16 protein-coding genes are annotated in these 17,288 nt (G+C 74.1%); 4 read left to right on the top strand and 12 right to left on the bottom strand.

What is annotated here, in order from left to right; translation table 11 throughout:
* Positions 1-51: 51 nt before the first annotated feature.
* Positions 52-792: a class I SAM-dependent methyltransferase gene (locus ACN26Y_RS09435; RefSeq protein ID WP_422734618.1), complete on the top strand. Its 741-nt coding sequence runs from the start codon at positions 52-54 to the stop codon at positions 790-792.
* A 66-nt stretch (positions 793-858) separates the two neighbouring features.
* On the opposite strand, the gene ACN26Y_RS09430 is transcribed toward ACN26Y_RS09435, so the two are convergent.
* Positions 859-1,617, bottom strand: coding sequence for a type III pantothenate kinase (locus ACN26Y_RS09430; protein ID WP_422734617.1), 759 nt, complete (start codon positions 1,615-1,617; stop codon positions 859-861).
* Positions 1,618-1,736: 119 nt separating this feature from the next.
* Between ACN26Y_RS09430 and ACN26Y_RS09425 the strand changes: the two genes are divergently transcribed.
* A complete protein-coding gene (locus ACN26Y_RS09425; RefSeq protein ID WP_155329924.1) occupies positions 1,737-2,819 on the top strand; it encodes a DUF5919 domain-containing protein in 1,083 nt (360 codons plus the stop codon).
* A gap of 3 nt (positions 2,820-2,822) precedes the next feature.
* Here the strand turns inward: ACN26Y_RS09425 and nadC are convergent, their stop codons facing one another.
* The 7 genes from nadC to ACN26Y_RS09390 all read right to left on the bottom strand — a co-directional run bounded on the left by nadC (position 2,823) and on the right by ACN26Y_RS09390 (position 10,385).
* Positions 2,823-3,719 carry a carboxylating nicotinate-nucleotide diphosphorylase gene (nadC, locus tag ACN26Y_RS09420; RefSeq protein WP_155329923.1) on the bottom strand — a complete coding sequence of 299 codons (897 nt, stop codon included), beginning with the start codon at positions 3,717-3,719 and terminating at the stop codon, positions 2,823-2,825.
* 114 nt (positions 3,720-3,833) lie between these two features.
* Complete coding sequence (locus ACN26Y_RS09415; protein ID WP_422734616.1) at positions 3,834-5,528, bottom strand: L-aspartate oxidase; 1,695 nt, start codon at positions 5,526-5,528, stop codon at positions 3,834-3,836.
* Between the two features lie 105 nt (positions 5,529-5,633).
* Complete coding sequence (locus ACN26Y_RS09410) at positions 5,634-6,524, bottom strand: septum formation family protein (RefSeq protein WP_422734615.1); 891 nt, start codon at positions 6,522-6,524, stop codon at positions 5,634-5,636.
* A gap of 181 nt (positions 6,525-6,705) precedes the next feature.
* The gene (panD, locus tag ACN26Y_RS09405; RefSeq protein WP_155329920.1) at positions 6,706-7,137 is read right to left on the bottom strand and encodes an aspartate 1-decarboxylase; all 432 of its coding nucleotides are present in this window, start codon (positions 7,135-7,137) and stop codon (positions 6,706-6,708) included.
* A gap of 28 nt (positions 7,138-7,165) precedes the next feature.
* Positions 7,166-8,014 carry a pantoate--beta-alanine ligase gene (gene panC, locus ACN26Y_RS09400; RefSeq protein WP_155329919.1) on the bottom strand — a complete coding sequence of 283 codons (849 nt, stop codon included), beginning with the start codon at positions 8,012-8,014 and terminating at the stop codon, positions 7,166-7,168.
* Positions 8,011-8,952 carry a Rossmann-like and DUF2520 domain-containing protein gene (locus tag ACN26Y_RS09395; RefSeq protein WP_155329918.1) on the bottom strand — a complete coding sequence of 314 codons (942 nt, stop codon included), beginning with the start codon at positions 8,950-8,952 and terminating at the stop codon, positions 8,011-8,013. The genes panC and ACN26Y_RS09395 overlap by 4 nt, the downstream gene beginning before the upstream one ends.
* A 167-nt stretch (positions 8,953-9,119) precedes the next feature.
* Entirely contained in the window at positions 9,120-10,385 is a 1,266-nt protein-coding gene (locus ACN26Y_RS09390; protein ID WP_155329917.1) for a phytase, read from the bottom strand.
* 54 nt (positions 10,386-10,439) lie between these two features.
* On the opposite strand from ACN26Y_RS09390, the gene ACN26Y_RS09385 reads away from it, so the two are divergent.
* Both ACN26Y_RS09385 and ACN26Y_RS09380 read left to right on the top strand, forming a co-directional pair.
* Entirely contained in the window at positions 10,440-11,525 is a 1,086-nt protein-coding gene (locus ACN26Y_RS09385) for an SAM-dependent methyltransferase (RefSeq protein WP_155329916.1), read from the top strand.
* The gene (locus ACN26Y_RS09380; RefSeq protein WP_196255824.1) at positions 11,522-12,688 is read left to right on the top strand and encodes an NADH-quinone oxidoreductase subunit D; all 1,167 of its coding nucleotides are present in this window, start codon (positions 11,522-11,524) and stop codon (positions 12,686-12,688) included. Before ACN26Y_RS09385 ends, ACN26Y_RS09380 begins: the two co-directional genes overlap by 4 nt.
* A gap of 27 nt (positions 12,689-12,715) precedes the next feature.
* Here ACN26Y_RS09380 and ACN26Y_RS09375 read toward each other — a convergent pair whose 3' ends face one another.
* The 4 genes from ACN26Y_RS09375 to ACN26Y_RS09360 form a co-directional block, all read right to left on the bottom strand.
* Positions 12,716-14,440 carry a hypothetical protein gene (locus tag ACN26Y_RS09375; protein WP_422734614.1) on the bottom strand — a complete coding sequence of 575 codons (1,725 nt, stop codon included), beginning with the start codon at positions 14,438-14,440 and terminating at the stop codon, positions 12,716-12,718.
* A gap of 154 nt (positions 14,441-14,594) precedes the next feature.
* Positions 14,595-15,599, bottom strand: a complete 1,005-nt coding sequence (locus tag ACN26Y_RS09370; RefSeq protein WP_155329914.1) for a glycine betaine ABC transporter substrate-binding protein — start codon at positions 15,597-15,599, stop codon at positions 14,595-14,597.
* 194 nt (positions 15,600-15,793) lie between these two features.
* Positions 15,794-16,516, bottom strand: coding sequence for an ABC transporter permease (locus tag ACN26Y_RS09365; RefSeq protein WP_155329913.1), 723 nt, complete (start codon positions 16,514-16,516; stop codon positions 15,794-15,796).
* Between the two features lie 82 nt (positions 16,517-16,598).
* Entirely contained in the window at positions 16,599-17,288 is a 690-nt protein-coding gene (locus ACN26Y_RS09360; RefSeq protein ID WP_155329912.1) for an ABC transporter permease, read from the bottom strand.

Raw genomic sequence — 17,288 nt, 5'->3', positions numbered from 1 at the left:
CCCGAGCGTACTCAAGGGTCCGCACGGTGGTTACGGGATAACCTGCCCGCCATGACCGACCCCACTCAGGCGCTCTCGTTCGGCGCCGCAGCCGCCGAATACGACCGGTACCGGCCCCGCTATCCGCAGGCCGCACTGCGCTGGGCGCTGGACGGCCTCGCTGCGCCCGCCCGGACGGTCGACCTGGGCGCCGGCACCGGCATCCTCGCCCGCGGCCTGCTCGCCCTCGGCCACGAGGTGACCGCCGTCGAACCCGACCCGGGGATGCGGGCGCAGTTCGCGGCGACCACGCCGGGCGCGCCGGCGCTGGCCGGCAGCGCGGAGTCAGTCCCGCTCCCCGACGGGTACGCCGACGCGGTGCTGGTCGGGCAGGCGTACCACTGGTTCGACCGGGAGCGGGCGCACTCGGAGATCGCCCGGGTGCTGCGGCCGGGCGGGGTCTTCGCCCCGGTGTGGAACCTCCGGGACGACCGGGTCGGGTGGGTGAACGACATGAACCGCATCGCCGAGATCGGTGGGACGGTGGACCGCCTGCTCGGTGACGTCACCGACTTCGGACCCGACCTCGACCGGCCGGAGTGGGCCGAGTTCACCCACGTCACCGAGCTGACGCCAGAGGACCTGCTCGGCATGGTGGGCACGCGCTCGTACCACCTCACGGCCACGCCGGAACGGCGCCGCCAGATCGACCGGGAGCTGCGCGCTCTCCTCGACACCCATCCGGAACTGGCCGGGCGCGAGACGATCGTGTTGCCCTACCGGACGCTGGTCTTCCGCGCGCGACGGCGCTGAGCCCGCAGGTGTGAGAAGGGGCCCCTTCTCTACCGCAGGCGTTAACCAGGGGCCCTTCCTTGCACCTCAGACGTTGCGGTCGTAGACCATTCGCAGGCCGATCAGGGTGATCATCGGCTCGTGGTGGGTGATCGTCCGGCACTCGTTGATCACCAGCGAGGCCAGGCCGCCCGTGGCGATCACCGCCTTCACCTCGCCCAGCTCCTCGCTCATCCGCTCGACGATCCGGTCCACCTGTCCGGCGAAGCCGAAGTAGAGGCCGGCCTGGAGGCACTCGACCGTGTTCTTCCCGATCACCGAGCGCGGCCGGGTCGCCTCGACCTTTCGCAGCTGCGCGGCGCGGGCGGCGAGGGCGTCGAAGGAGATCTCGATGCCGGGCGCGAACGCGCCGCCCAGGAACTCCCCCCGGGCGCTGACCACGTCGAAGTTGGTGGTGGTGCCGAAGTCCACGACGATCGACGGCCCGCCGTAGAGGGTGTGGGCGGCCAGGGTGTTGACCACCCGGTCGGCACCCACCTCCTTGGGGTTGTCGATGGCGAGCTGCACGCCTGTGCGCACCCCCGGCTCGACGATCACGTGCGGCAGGTCGGCGTAGTAGCGGTCGAGCATCGTCCGCAGCGAGCGCAGTGCGGCGGGCACGGTCGAACAGGCGGCCACCCCGGTGATCTCGACGGCGTCGCCGGCCAGCAGGCCACGGAACATCAGGCCCAACTCGTCGGCCGTCGACCGCGCATCGGTCTTGATCCGCCACGAATGCACCAGCTTGTCACCGTCGAACGTCGCCAGCACGGTGTTGGTGTTTCCGATGTCGATGCAGAGCAGCACGCTCGCAGCCTAGACAACGCCGATATCGGCAGAGCGCGCAGCGGCCGGTGAACCGTATCCTGGTCCACATCGCGACATGAACATCGGTCTATCCACGGTGCGCCGGACGGGGAGCGGACATGTCGGGGATGTGGTGGATCCGCGGGCGCAACGCGTTGCACCGGCGCCGCCGGCACGTGCTCGTCCTCGCCGCCCTGGCCGGCGGGGCACTCTGGATGATCGTCCAGGCCTGGCGGTCCGGGCAGACCTTCCGGGGCGACCTCTACCTGAACGTCGGCGCCGCACTGATCATGACCCTGCTGACGTACGTGGTGCTGAACCCGCTCTTCCGGGAACTCCAGACCGCCAGCATCATCGAGCACCCCCGCCTCGACCGGGACGCCCTGATCGAGCGGGTGGCCCAGTCCCGGGAGACGGTGGCGATCCTGGAGACGTGGACCAGCATGCTGGAGGGCCCGTACGCGGCCCGGTTCTCCCACGCGCTGCGGTGCGCCCTCGCCAACGGCGCCACCGTACGGATGCTGCTGCTCGACCCGGACTCGCCGGCGGTCCGGCTGCGGGGGGCGGAGCTGCGCCGGCGCGACGCCTCGGTGGCGATCCTCAACAACATCTGGCACCTGGCCCGGCTGCGGGAGGACCTGCCGGAGTCCAGTCGGGCGCGCCTGCAGGTACGGGTCTACAACGCCGCGCCGTCGGTGCAGATGTACCGCTGGGACGGCAAGGCGTTCATCTCGTTCTTCCCGGTCCGGGGCAGCACCTTCGACACCCAGCAGATCGAGGCGTACGTCTCCACGCCACTCGGGGAGTTCGTGGCCGACCGGTTCACCGAGCTGTGGGAGACCGCCCCGGTCCAGGATCTCGAGTCCTGCCTGACGCTGCGGCTTTGCCTGCGCCAGGCCGGGCGGGAGTTGGAGACGTGCGAGGCGCTCTACGTCCGGGTCGACGGCGACTGGTACATCGCCGGGCGGGACCTGGTCCGCAACGTCGCCCGCCACGGCCTGGGCGGGCTGACCGTCGTGCTGGACCGGCCCGAGGCCGCCGGTGAGGTGTTCGACCTCGGGGAGGCCGACGAACTGGCCCCCGAGGTGTACCGCCGGGTGGTCGAGCTGTTCCGCGCCAAGTACGGCCTCGACGGCCGGCACGACACCGAGAACCGGGTGATCTTCAACTTGGTGGACCCGCGGCTGACCCGCGCCGCGTGACGGTCACTCCGTCCGCAGGTCCAGGGCGATGTCCAGGATGGGCGAGGAGTGGGTGAGCGCGCCCACCGACAGGAAGTCCACGCCGGTGGCCGCGTACTCGGCCGCCACGCCCAGGGTCAGCCCGCCGGTCGCCTCCAGCTGGGCCCGGTTCCCGACCGCGCACACCACCTCGCGCAGCATCTCCGGTCGCATGTTGTCGAGCAGCAGGAAGTCCGCCCCGGCCTCCACCGCCTGGATCGCCTCGGCGACCGTGTCGACCTCCACCTGCACCGGCACGTCCGGGAACGCCTCGCGGACCCGCCGGAACGCCGCCGCGACCCCGCCCGCCGCCAGCTTGTGGTTGTCCTTGACCATCGCGACGTCGTGCAGGCCCATCCGCTTGTTGGTGCCACCGCCGGCGCGGACCGCGTACTTCTCCAGCACCCGCAGCCCCGGCGTCGTCTTGCGGGTGTCGAGCACCATCGCCTTCGTGCCCGCCACCGCGTCCGCCCAGGCGCGGGTGTGGGTGGCCACCCCGGACATCCGGGAGAGCAGGTTGAGCGCGGTGCGCTCGGCGGTGAGCAGCAGCCGGGTCGGGCCGGTCACCGTCGCCAGCACGTCGCCGCGGGCCACCCGCTGCCCGTCGTGGGCCACCAGGGACACCCGCACCGTACGCTCGGCCCCGGTCACCTCGCCGACCAGCTCGAACACGGCGGCGGCCACCGGCAGACCGGCCACCACCCCGTCGGCGCGGGCCACCACGTCGGCCGTGTCGGTCTGGGTGTCGGGAATGGTGGCGACGCTGGTGACGTCGAGGAAGTCCGGGCCCAGGTCCTCGACGAGCGCGTCGGTCACCACCCGGCGTACCCGCTCCAGGTCCAGGCCGGCGTCGCGCAACGCGCGCTCGGTCTCCTCGGTCATCGTGCCTCCTTCGTTCGCGACCGCGGGGCTCGCGGGACCGGGTCACTCCTCGCGCTCACGGTGCCTCCTTCGTTCGCGACTGCGGGGCTCGCAAGACCGGCTCACTCCTCGCGCTCACGGTGCCTCCTGCCACTCCCGCGTCAGCCGGCCCTGCGCCCCGATCGAGCCGACCAGGTGGCCGCGCCACCGCTCGTCGGCGACCGGGAAGTCCTCCCGCCAGTGGCAGCCCCGGGTCTCCTCGCGGGCGTACGCGGCGGCCACCAGCGTCGACGCCACGGTGAGCAGGTTGGTGGCCTCCCAGTCCGGGGTGCGCGGCGTACCCCGGCCGTCGCCCAGAGCGCCCACCGTGGCGGCCGTGTCGGCCAGCGTCGCGGCGGACCGCAGCACCCCGGCGCCCCGGGTCATCGCCCGTTGCAGGGCCGGCGTGCCGGTGGCGGGCAGCACCCACCCCGCACCGCCGGTCCAGGCACCGGTGCCCGCCGGCTTCGCCTGCTCCGGCAGGCCGGTCGCCAGGTCGTCGGCGATCCGCCGGGAGAACACCAGGCCCTCCAGCAGGGAGTTGCTGGCCAGGCGGTTCGCGCCGTGCACGCCCGTGCAGGCGACCTCGCCGCAGGCGTACAGGCCGGGGATCGAGGTGCGGCCGTGCAGGTCGGTGCGGACGCCGCCGGACGCGTAGTGGGCGGCGGGGGCGACCGGGATCAGGTCGGTCGCCGGGTCGACGCCGATGGCCCGGCAGGAGGCCACGATCGTGGGGAACCGCCGGGCGAGGAACTCACCGCCGAGGTGCCGGGCGTCGAGGAAGACGTGGTCCGCGCCGGTGGCGAGCAGCACCCGATGGATGCCCTTGGCGACCACGTCCCGGGGAGCCAGCTCGGCCAGCTCGTGCTGCCCGACCATGAACCGCTTGCCGTCGCCGTCCACCAGGTACGCGCCCTCGCCGCGCAGCGCCTCGGAGACCAGCGGCTGCTGGGCGTGCCCGGCGCCGGGCGTACGGGCGTGCTCCGGGACGATGAGCGCGGTGGGGTGGAACTGGACGAACTCCACGTCGGTGACGGCGGCGCCGGCCCGCAGCGCGAGCGCCACCCCGTCGCCGGTGGAGACCGCCGGGTTGGTGGTGGCCGCGAAGATCTGCCCCATCCCGCCGGTGGCGAGCACCACGGCGCGGGCCAGGATCGCGCCGACGCCGTCCTCGCTGCCCTCGCCGAGCACGTGCAGCGTGACGCCGCAGGCCGGGCCGAGCCCGTCCGGGCCGTCACCGGGAGCCCGGAGCAGGTCCAGTACCAGGGCGTGCTCGACCAGCCGGATCCACGGGTCCCGGCGGACGGCGGCGTGCAGCGCCCGCTGCACCTCGGCCCCGGTGGCGTCGCCGCCGGCGTGCACGATGCGGTCCGCCCGGTGCCCGCCCTCGCGGGTCAGCATCAGCGAGCCGTCCGGGTTGCGGTCGAACTCGGCGCCGATCCGGATGAGCTCCCGGAGGCGGGTCGGCCCCTCCTCGACCAGGACGCGGACCGCCGCCGGGTCACAGAGCCCGACGCCGGCTATCTCGGTGTCCGAGGCGTGCGCCGCCGGGGTGTCGTGGGGATCGAGCACCGCCGCGATGCCGCCCTGCGCCCAGCGCGTGGAGCCCTCCTCGATGTCGACCTTGGTGACCACCGTGACGTGCAGGCCGGCCTCCCGCAGGTGCAGCGCGGCGGTCAGCCCGGCGACGCCGGAGCCGACGACGACCACGTCGGTCGTCTCCACCCAGCCGGGCGCGGGGGCGGCCAGCAGGCGGGGCAGGGCCGGCAGGTCGACGGTCGGTAGCTCCATGCCCCCAGTCAACCCGAAGGTGCCTCACCCGGGGCGGCGGGGGCGGGACGAGTGGTTTGGGCTACGCCGTGCCCGGGGCGGTCGGTGCGCGCCGGACGCCCCGCCTCACCGTGTCCGGACCGGCAACCCGCTCGGGCCGGCGCCCTTGAGCGAGCCGGTCACCGCGCGGTCGCTGAGCCACAGGTAGCACCGCACTCCCCGGTCACCGACCCGCCACCGGCCCGCCCCGGGCGGGCGGACCACCACGTCGGCGCGGAACCGCAGCGTCAGGTCGTCGGGTACGCCCACGTACCGGGCGATCGTGCTGCGGCAACCCGCGTAGAGGGGCGCCCAGTCGGCGTCCCGTGCCGGGTACGGCCGGTCCGGTGCCTGCCACACCCCCACGAACTCGGCGTCATGGCGGGTGCCGCACTCCACCGGGAGCAACGTCTCGACACCCCCGCCGCGGTCCCGCCGGCTCTGCTGGCAGCCGAGCCGCACCGGCGACGGGGCGGCCAGCGCGCCGCGGAGACTGCCGGTGCGGGTGACCACGGTGGCGGCGGCCTCGGTCGTGGTCACCTCGGCCAGGTCGCACCGGTACCAGCGGGAGCCGGACGTCCAGCCGGCGGCCGACGGCACCGCCACGGACAGCCGCAGCCGGCCGGCACGCCAGTCGTCGCCCACGTACGCCGTGGCGCGGGTGTCGCAGTCGGCGAACACGCCCCGGACGTCGGTCGAGCCGCCGGTCGGCGGGGCGCTCTGGCCGGCGGGGAACGCTCCGACGTGCACGGCCTCGACGCGGTGTGGCGCCGAGCAGTCGACCGGGTCGTACGCCGCCAGCGTCACCACGTCGGCGACGTCGGCGTGGCAGACCCCGCTCTCCGGCGTGAAGGGACCGGCCGCCGGGAGCGCCCGCCAGTCGTCGGTCAGGTCACCGTCACCGGGATCCGCGCAGCCACCCAGCAGCGCTCCCACGGCAAGAGCCGCGACTACGCCGCGCCCCACCCGGTGCCCCACGCCGCCTCCCCAGCCGACGCCCCAACGGGACGGTCCGACCAGAGTAACCGTGAATGACGCTCCGGTGACAGACGGCGTGTGCGCCCCGAACCCCGCGATCCTGCGGCTGGCGCCCGGACAAAGCGGCCACAAAGCCCCGTAAGGGGACCGAGCCTGCGAGATCGCGGGGAACGGACGCGGGTCAGGAGACGGTGGCAGCGGCCAGGGGGTTCGGCATCGGGTCGCCGGCCGTTCCAGGGGCGGCCGTCGTCGGATCGGTGTTCAGGTCGACGATCCGGTTGTCGGCGTCCACGTGTACGACGCGAGGCTGGTAGGTGCGGGCCTCGGCGTCGTCCATCTGCCCGTACGAGATGAGGATGACCAGGTCACCCGGGTGCACCAGGTGGGCCGCGGCGCCATTGATGCCGATCACGCCGCTGCCCCGCTCACCCGGGATCACGTACGTCTCCAGCCGGGCGCCGTTGGTGATGTCCACGATCGCCACCTGCTCGCCGGGCAGCAGGTCGGCCGCGTCGAGCAGGTCCTGGTCCACCGTCACCGACCCGACGTAGTGCAGGTCGGCCTGGGTCACCGTGGCCCGGTGGATCTTCGACTTGAGCATGGTGCGCAGCATCGGAGCGACCTTTCGAGATGTGGTGGGGTCAGGAGGGCGCGGCGAGGTGGACGGGCGCGTTGTCGATCAGGCGGGTGGTGCCGACCCAGGCGGCGACGAGCAGCCGCGCCGGACCGGCCACCGGCCCCGGCTCCAGATCCGGGTCGGTGAGCACCAGGTAGTCCAGCTGCGCGCCCGGCGTACCCGAGCCGAAGGCGGCGTGCGCGGCGGCCAGGACCGCCCCCGCGTCCGCGCCCGCGTCGGCGGCCTCGGCCCCCGCGCGCAGCGCCGCCGACAGGCTCGACGCGGCCCCGCGCTCGGCCGGCGACAGGTAGCGGTTGCGGCTGGACAACGCCAGCCCGTCCGCTTCCCGGACCGTCGGCACCCCGACGATCTCGACGGGCACGTCCAGGTCGCGGACCATCCGGCGGACCAGCGTCAGCTGCTGGTAGTCCTTCTCGCCGAAGAAGGCCAGGTCCGGGCGGGTGAGCTGGAGCAGCTTCAGCACCACGGTGAGCACCCCGTGGAAGAAGCCGGGCCGGCTCTGCCCCTCCAACTCCTCGCCGAGCTGGCCCGGGTTGACCCGGACCCGGGGCTGGCCCTCCGGGTACATGTCCGCAACGGCGGGCGCGAAGACCACGTCCGCGCCGGCCCGGCGGCAGATCTCCAGGTCCGCGTCGAGCGTCCGCGGGTACCGGTCGAAGTCCTCGTTCGGGCCGAACTGGAGCGGGTTCACGAAGATCGTGACGATCACGCTGTCGGCCCGCTCGCGGGCGGCCCGCAGCAGCGTCTCGTGCCCGGAGTGCAGGGCACCCATGGTCATGACGACGCCGACGGTGCCCTCGAGCCCGGCACGCGCCGCCGCCAGTTCGGCGCGGGTGTGCACCAGCACGGTCACGCGGCCACCTCCCGGTCCCTCCCACTCAGCACGTCCAGCAGCGGCTCCGCGTCCACCGGGCGCAGCCGTCCCGCCGCGATCGCCCGGTCCGCGGTCCGTCGTGCCAACGCCAGATAGGGGGCCACGGATTCCGGCGCGGTCGCCGCGAGCCGGGCCAGGTGCCGCTCGACCGTGCCGGCGTCGCCCCGGGAGACCGGGCCGGTCAGCGCGTCGTCGCCGAGGCGCAGCGCGTTCTCCAGGGCCGCTCGCAGCAGCGGGGCGAGCACCTTCTCGGGCTGCCCCACACCGGCGTCGCGCAGCCGGTCGGCCGCCTCGTTGACGAGGGTCACCAGATGGTTGGCGCCGTGCGCCAGCGCCGCGTGGTAGAGCGGCCGGTCCGCCTCGCCGATCCACTCCGGTACCCCGCCGAGGTCGGCGACCAGCCGGGCGGCGAGCGGGCGCAGCTCCGCCGGGGCGGTCACCCCGTACGAGATGCCGGCCAGGCGGGTCAGGTCGTCCGGCGTACCGGTGAAGGTCATCGCGGGGTGCAGGGCCAGCGGGCGGGCGCCAACCTCGGCGGCCGGGGCCAGCACGGCCAGCCCGTGCGCGCCGGAGGTGTGCGCGACCACCTGGCCGGGGCGCAGCGCGCCACTGCGGGCGAGCCCGGCGACCACGCCGGCGAGCGCGTCGTCCGGCACCGCGAGCAGCAGGAGGTCGGTGGCGGCCCGGGCCACCGAGGTGGCCGAGCGGCGCGGGATCGAGGGGAGCAGCAGCGCCAGCCGGGCGCGGGACGCGCCGGACACCGCGGCGGCGGCCACCACCCGGTGGCCGGCGGCGGCGAGGGCGGCTCCCAGGACGGCACCGACCCGGCCGGCGCCGATGACACCGACGGTCAGGAAACGGGGAGCGGGCGCGTCGACCGGCCGTGCGGCGGGACGCGGGCGCAGCGGAGCGCTCATCGTGACGATCCAGTCCTCGAGAAGGGGTACCGGTCGACCGCAAGTATGCGCCGCAGCGACGGAGCTGAAACAAGACTGTGTGAAAACGTTCACCGGTGGTGCCAGGGACCATGACACAGGCCCTGGGCCCCGCACCGCGCCCGGCGGCCGGCACGGGGCCCCTGCTCTCACCTCAGGAAGCCGGCGTCCAGGAACTTGAAGTTGGTGTCGGCTCGGGCCTCGCCGTCCTGACCCGGCGTCTCCGGGATGTTCCGCCCGTCGTGCACGACCAGCAGGCCGCCCGGGAAGCCGGGCAGCGGCGTCGCGACGGCCGCGGCGCCGTCGCACTCCTGCGCGCCGTCCACCCGGCCGTCGACCACGGCGAAGTGGCCCGTCGGGCGGTTGGTACGCCGGTCGTACGTGTAGAAGGTGTCGTCGCCCTGGCTGGACACCACCAGGGTGCCGGTGCGGCGGCCCGTCGGGTAGATCGTCAGCCCCTCCACGTCCTGGGCGATCCGGCCGCCGAAGCCCGGGTCGGCCGCGCGGTCGGTGACGCAGTCCTCCTCCTCCGGGTCGTAGCTCGCCGGGACCCCGAACTCGCGGACCCGCTCGACCGGCACGACCGGGCCGGCGAACCGGCCGCCGACCAGCCGGGTCCGCCACAGGCCGACCTTCTCCTGGGCCAGGTACACCACGCCGGTGGCCGGGTCGACCACCGTCCCCTCCACCTGGGGGCCGTCACCCGGATCGGTGCACGGCGACCAGGAACTGCCGTCCGGGAGGGTGAACGTCGACGGCAGCGTCATCCGGTCCACCGGCCGGTAGGTGACCCGCCCGGCCCGTTCCACCAGCCGGAACACCCCCACCTCCGGGGTGCTGCGCCGGCTCACCACCGCGTACACGCCGCCGTCCCGGTCGGTGAACGTGCCCAGCCCGTACGCGGTCCGCTGGGTGTTGACCTCGGCCTGGTCGCGACTGAAGGCGTACGGCACATCCGGTGCGGTGACGTCGACCAGCCGCCGGGTCGCCGGGTCGATCCGGTAGAACCGCAGCTGGTCACGCCCCCGATCGGTCACCACCGCCAGGTCGACCGCGCGGCGACCGAGCCGGAAGCCGGGCACCAGGTCCACGTTGTTGAACCGGCCCGCCTCGTCCTCCGGGCCGGGGGCCGGCGGGGTCGGGATCGACTGCCGCTCCCGCGCCCGCAGGTCGTACACGCGCAGGCCGCCGTTCTTCGCGGTCGCCACGACCAGGCTGCCGGCGCGGTCGGTCGGGTGCACCCAGATCGCCGGGTCGTCGGCGTCCGCGTCACCGCCGGCCGCGTCGTCGAAGAGCGAGGGGGTCTCGATCACCGCCCGCACCGGCCGGGGCCCGTCGGCCGGCGCGGCGCCGGCCGGGACGCCGGCCAACAGGAGGGGTACGACCGCCAGGGCGGGGATCACCAGTCGTCTCATACCGGCTGACCGTAGGGTCGGGACGGTGACGGCCCCTGAACGAGGGATGAACTGATGTCGATCCGCTGGCGGGACGCGATGGACCGGGCGCTCTACGGCCCGGGCGGCTTCTTCGTCTCCGGCTCCGGCCCGGCCGACCACTTCCGCACCAGCGTGCACGCCTCGCCGACGTTCGCCTCGGCCCTGCTGCGCCTGATCAACCAGGTCGACGCGGCCCTCGGTCATCCCCCGGTGCTCGACGTCGTCGACGTCGGGGCGGGCCGCGGTGAACTCGTGCGTTCCCTCGCGGCGTCGGTCACGGCCGAGGTTTCCGCGCCGGTTCCGCTGGCCCAGCGGGTACGGTTCACCGCCGTCGAACTCGCCCCGCGCCCCGCGGACCTGCCCACGCGGATCAGGTGGGTGGACGAGATGCCCTCCGGGATCACCGGGGTGCTCCTGGCCACCGAATGGCTCGACAACGTCCCCCTGGACCTGGCGGTGCCCGCCTCAGACGGTTGGCACTACCTCCTGGTGGACCCCACCACCGGCGAGGAGACCCTGGGTGACCCGGTGCGCCCTGAAGACGCCAACTGGCTGACCACCTGGTGGCCCCTCCGCACCCCCGCACCGTTGATCAAAAAGTTTTCGGCATCGAGCGACCTCGGATCGGACGAAAACCTCTTGATCAACGGGGTTGGGGGGCGGGCCGAGATCGGCCGGAGCAGGGATGAGGCGTGGGGGGAGGTGCTGCGCCACGTCGACCGGGGACTGGCCGTGGCGGTGGACTACGGGCACCTGCGGGACGGGCGGCCCGTCGACGGCACGCTGACCGGGTACCGGGGTGGGCGGCAGGTTCGTCCGGTGCCCGACGGGTCGTGTGATGTCACCGCGCACGTCGCCATGGACTCGGTCGCCTCCACCGGTGAGCGGGTCGCGCGGTGTGCGTACTTCCTGGTTTCGCAGCGGGAGGCGCTGCGGGCGCTCGGGGCCGACGGCGCCCGCCCGGCGCTGAGCCTGGCCGTCGGCGACCCCACGGGGTACGTGCGGGCGCTGGCCGCCGCGTCGGCGGTGGCCGAGCTGACCGACCCGGCCGGCCTCGGCGGGCACTGGTGGCTGCTGCAACCGGTCGGCGTCACCCTCGACCCGCTCGTGGCACGATGACGGGCATGACCACGGACGCCGACCTCCGCGAACTGACCGTCGGCACCGGCGCCGGCGGGGAGCAGCTCGGCACCGACATGGTGCTCAACATCGGGCCGCAGCACCCCTCGACGCACGGAGTGCTCCGGCTGCGGCTGGTGCTCGACGGCGAACGCGTGGTGAGCGCCGAGGCGATCGTCGGGTACATGCACCGGGGCGCGGAGAAGCTGTTCGAGGTCCGCGACTACCGGCAGATCATCGTGCTGGCGAACCGGCACGACTGGCTGTCGGCCTTCTCGAACGAGCTGGGCGTGGTGCTGGCCGTCGAACGGATGATGGGCATGGAGGTGCCGGAGCGGGCCACTTGGCTGCGGATGGCGCTCGCCGAGCTGAACCGGGTGCTCAACCACCTGATGTTCCTCGGGTCGTACCCGCTGGAGATCGGCGCGATCACGCCGATGTTCTACGCGTTCCGGGAACGGGAGACCCTCCAGGCGGTGATGGAGGAGGTCTCCGGCGGGCGGGTCCACTACATGTACAACCGGGTCGGCGGGCTCAAGGAGGAGGTGCCGGCCGGCTGGACCGGCCGGGCCCGGGCCGCCGTCGGCGAGGTACGGCGACGGATGCCGGACATCGACCACCTGATCCGGCGCAACGAGATCTTCCTGGCCCGCACCGTCGGTGTGGGCGTGCTGTCCGCGGCGGACGCCGCCGCGTTCGGCGCGTCCGGGCCGGTCGCGCGGGCCTCCGGGCTCGACCTGGACCTGCGGCGCGACGAGCCGTACCTGGCGTACGACCAGCTCGACGTGCCGGTGGTGACGAAGACGGCCGGTGACTGCCACGCCCGCTTCGAGGTGCTGCTCGACCAGGTGTACGCGTCACTCGACCTCGCCGAGCAGTGCCTGGACCGGGTGGACCGGCTCACCGGCCCGGTGAACACGCGGCTGCCGAAGGTGCTCAAGGCGCCCGAGGGGCACACCTACGCCTGGACCGAGAACCCGCTCGGCATCAACGGCTACTACCTGGTGTCGCGCGGTGAGAAGACGCCGTGGCGGCTCAAGCTGCGCACCGCCTCGTACGCCAACGTGCAGGCGCTGGCCACGCTGCTGCCCGGCTGCCTGGTCCCGGACCTGATCGCCATCCTCGGCTCGATGTTCTTCGTGGTCGGCGACATCGACAAGTAGCCGGGCCGGGGCGCCTTTCGTCCGCCGTCAGCGCCAGTGGTCCGTCGGGCGGGGGCCGCCCGCACGGTGCCCGTCGTCCTGGTGCGGGTAACCGTAGCGGCCGGGTTCAGGCGCCCGTTCAGGTTCCGGCTGCCGCTGCCGGGGAACCCGCCACTCGTCCGGCACCGGCACGCCACCGGCCGGCAGCGCCGCCCGGCCCTCCGGCTCGGCCCACGAGCCCCGCCACGCGTCCGCACGGTCCCGTCCCGGCTCGTCCCGGCGGACCGACGCCCACCGGTCCGCCACCCGGAACTCGGTACCCGTCTGGTCGGCGAGCACCTCGGCCCGCCGCTCGCCCATCCGCAGCTCTCGTCCCCGGTCGTCCTCGCGGACGGCTGCCCACCGGTCCCCGGCCTTGGCCTGCGACCAGTACTCGCCGTCCTCGCCTGCACCGTCCGGCCCGGTCGCCCGGCCCCGGCCGTACGCCTCGGCGGACGTGTCCCAGGACTGCTCCCCACCCCAGCCGCGGTCGTCGCGCTGCTCCGACCAGCCGCGATCGTCCCACTGCTGGCCCGGTCGGGCGGGCTCGTCGCGCTCGTCCCACCCACGCTCGTCGTGCTCGCTCCACCCGTGCTCGTCGCGCCGGCCGCGCTCGTCGTGGCCCGACCACGACCGGTCGTCCGATTGGCCGGACCAGGACCGGTCCTCACCGTCCCCGGCCCGCGACCGCTCCTCCGGGCCCGGCGACCAGCGACCGGCGTACCCGCCGTACCGGTTGCCGGTCTCGCCGAGCACCGGGCCGCCGCCGTCCACGATGGTGTGCCGGGTCGTGACGTGCACCGTCTCGGTGTGCCGCACCACGCCCATCGACCGGTGGCCGGGCTGGCCGTCGTCCGCCGGCCAGGGGCCGTAGCCCGCCCGCTCGGTGCCGTAGCCGGTGCCTGAACGCTCTCCGCCGTAGGTGGTGCCGCCGGCGCTGCGCTCACCGCCGCCGTACGTGCCGCCCGAACGGTCACCGCCGCCGTAGGTGCCACCGGCGCTGCGGTCTCCCCCGCCGTACGTGCCGCCCGAACGCTCACCGCCGTAGGTGCCACCGGTGCTGCGGTCGTGGACGCCCGTCTCGGGACGGTCACCGCCGTACCCGCCGGCCGAACCGGTGCCCGGACGGTCGGCGGGGGCCGTTCGATCGCTGCCGTACACGCCGGCCGACCCGGTGGCCGGCCGGTCACCGGCGTATTCGCCGGCCGAGCCCGCCGCCGGGCGGTGGTGCGGGTGCGGGTCGGCGCGCCGGCCCGCGTACTCGCCGTCGCGCTCGGAGCCACCCCAGCCCGGCTCCTCGGCCGGCTCGTCGACGGCACCCACCCGGGCGCGGCCCGCGCTGCCCGCATCGGCCGACCCGGCGAGGGCCGCGGTGCCGGCGTCGAGACGCCGGCGCAGGGCGCCGACCGCCTCCTGGGCCCGGTGGGCCTGGTCGAGGGCCTGGTTGCCGCGCTGGGCGGTGGCCACGATCTCCCCGCGCAGCTCCCGCCGCAGCGCCTCGATCTCTTCGCGCAGTTCCTCGCTGCCCGCACCGCCGTCGGCCCGCATCGCGATCGACAGCCCGATCAGCACCACGGCCAGGATGGCCAGGACGGCTGCGAACCGTAGCGGGCCGTTACCGTCCGCTACGAGAAGGATCAACGCCGCCACGGGCGCGAGGGCCACACCGACCCAGAAGAGCACCGTCAGCAGCGACGGATTACGCGTGTCCGTGGTGTCGGCCGGGGCGGGCATGGCTGTGCAGCCTACCGAGAGTTGCGTCACGTGGGAACGGCCGAAAGCGCCTTCCGACCTGGTTACCCATTAGTAGATTCGCAGGTGAGGCAGGCCGGCGACCGGTGCCGCGCGGCGATCGGTGGCCGGCCCGTGTCATGCCGAGGGTGGGCGGTCAGCCGGCGGCGAGCGCCCCGTCGGAGGAGAGGACGAGGCCGACGCTGGCGGCCCCGGTCTTCAGGGCGTTCTTCGTCTGCGGGCCGGCGGCGTCGAGGGAGCTGAACGACCCGGCCTTGAAGTTGTAGACCTGCACCAGCCCGGCCTGGCACTTGGGTCGCTGCGGGCACTCCGGCGGGCCGGCCAGCACCGTGGCCTGGCCGGAGCACTTCTCGGCGAGGTCGGAGAGGGTGCGCACCGCGTACTTGTCGGCGAAGGCGCGGGTGACTGCGAACGCGTTCTGGTCCTGCGCGGACGACGGCGTGCCGAACACCAGCCCAACCTTGTCGCCGGCGGCCTTCAACGCGGCGACCGTCTTGTCCAGATCCGGCGAGGAGACCGGCGGGGCGTCCTTCCCGTTGGCCTTGGTGTTGAGGAACTCCGCCATGGTGGCCGCGTACTCCGGAACGACCTGGATCTCGCCCTTCCGCAGCGCCGGCTCGTACAGCTCCCGACTACCGATCTGCTGCACCGTCACCTGGTAGCCGGCCGCCGTCAGCGTGATCTTGTAGAGCTCGGCGAGGGTCTGGCTCTCGCTGAAGTTGGCGGCGCCGACCACGACCCGGCCGCCGGGGCCCTTCGCGATGCCGGCGGTCACGTTGTTGGCGGTGGCGAACTCGCCCGCGGCGACCGCCGGCGTCTTGCGGTCGACGTCGACGACCTTGTTGAGCTGGATCAGCTTCGGCGTGTCCAGCGCCGCGGAGACCTTGTCCAGCGCGGCGATGAGCTGCGGCGTCGCGACGTCGGCGTTGACCGCGGGGATGATGTTGTCGGTGTTCTGGAGCTTCTTGTCGTCCTCGAGGACGACAAGCTGGTCACCGGCGACCGGGGCGCAGCCGGCCCCCGAGGCGGCCTGCTCGGGCGCCTCCGTGCCGGACGAGCCGGCGTCCCCGCAACCGGTCAACAGCCCGGCCACGGTGAGCGCGCCGACCGCGCCGATCGCCAGCCGTGTGCGTGCCTGCATGTGTGCCCGCCTTCCGTGTCCCGGCGCGACCCCCTCCGGGCCGGCCGCGTGTCCGACGGGCGATCCGAGCCGCCCGCGCGTTCCACCCAACATCCTCCACGCGGGTCCGACAACTTCAGCCGGGCTTTGTCACCGGATCGTCACCCGCAGATCGGCAGCCGGCGGATTCGAGCGCACGCCGGCCGTGCCGGCCGTCACCCGCCCGCGACCGCGTCTGCCGCACGGCGGCTCGCGCGGCGGCGGCCGGTGCGCAACGGACGGGGGGTGACGAGCCGCTCGACCAGGGCCAGGAGCAGCTCGACCAGCATGGCGAGCCCCGCCACGAGCAGGCCCCCGGCGAGGATCTGGCCGCCGCCCGCGGCGATGTCGAGGCCGAACCCGGCGCGGATGATCTGCCCCAGGCCACCGCCGTTGACGAAGGAGGCCAGCGCGGCGGTCGCCACCACCTGCACGGCCGCGGTGCGGAACCCGGCGGCCAGGTACGGCACGGCGAGCGGCAGTTCGACCCGACGCAGCAGCTGCCAGCCGGAGAAACCCATCCCGCGTGCCGCGTCCCGGGCCTCCGGGTCGGCCTGGCGCACCCCGGTGTACGCGTTGGCGAGCAGCGGCGGCACCGCGAACACGGCCAGCGCCACCACCACCGCCGGCCGGCCGAAACCGAGGAAGGTGAGCGGGAGGATGGTGAGCAGAGCCAGCGTCGGGACGGCGAGCGTCAGGTTGGCGACCAGCACCACCAGCCCACCGCCGCGCCCGGTGTGCCCGAGCCAGAGCCCGATCGGCCACGCGATCAGGCAGGCAAGGGCCACCGCCGCCGCCGACATCGACAGGTGCTCGCCCAGCCGGTCCAGGATGCCGCCCGGGTTGGTCCAGTTCAGCGGGTCGTTGAGCCAGACCACCGCCGCCTCGATCGGGCTCACCGCCACCGTCCTCCCGTACCCCGGTGGGTGTTCCGCCGGGAAGCGCCGCCACCGGCCGCCCGGACCGCGCGCACCGCGGCGCTCACGCCGGGCTCCGGCGGCGCAGCCACGGGGTGAGCAGCCGGCCCACACCGGCGAGCAGCAGGTCGAGTACGAGGGCGAGCAGGACACAGAGCAGCGTCCCGGTCATGATCTGGGCCTTGTAGAAGTTGTTCTGGAAGCCGCCGAAGATGAGCTGGCCCAGCCCACCGCGCCCGACCACCACGCCCACGGTCACCAGCGCCACCGTGGACACGGTCGCCAGCCGCAGCCCGGTCAGGATGCCGGGCAGGGCGAGCGGCAGCTCGATCCGGAACAGCCGCCCCCAGCGGCCGTACCCCATGCCCTCGGCCGCCTCCCGCACCTCCGGAGGCACCTGCGCGAGCCCGGCCAGCGCGTTGCGCACGATCACCAGCAGCGCGTAGAGCGCCACCACGCCGAGCACGGTCACCGCACCGATGCCCAGGTACGGCGCGAGGAACGCGAACAGCGCCAGCGACGGGACCGTGTAGAGGACGCCGGTGACCGCCAGGATGGGACCGGCCAGCGGACGGAACCAGTACGCCGCGACCGCCAGGGGCAGCGCCACCACCACGGCGACGAGCACCGCCCGCGCGGTCAACGAGGTGTGGTCACGCAGCGCGGCGAGGATCGTGTCAGAGTTGTCCCGCACGTACTGCCAGGAGAACCACGGGTTACCCGGGTCGGCCCGGTAGCTCAGGCGGAAGGACAT

Source organism: Micromonospora sp. WMMD558 (assembly GCF_049315255.1).
In the GTDB taxonomy this organism is placed as follows: domain Bacteria; phylum Actinomycetota; class Actinomycetes; order Mycobacteriales; family Micromonosporaceae; genus Micromonospora.
The sequence above is the reverse complement of the archived record's forward strand: the minus strand, read 5'-3'. Positions and strand labels throughout refer to the sequence as shown.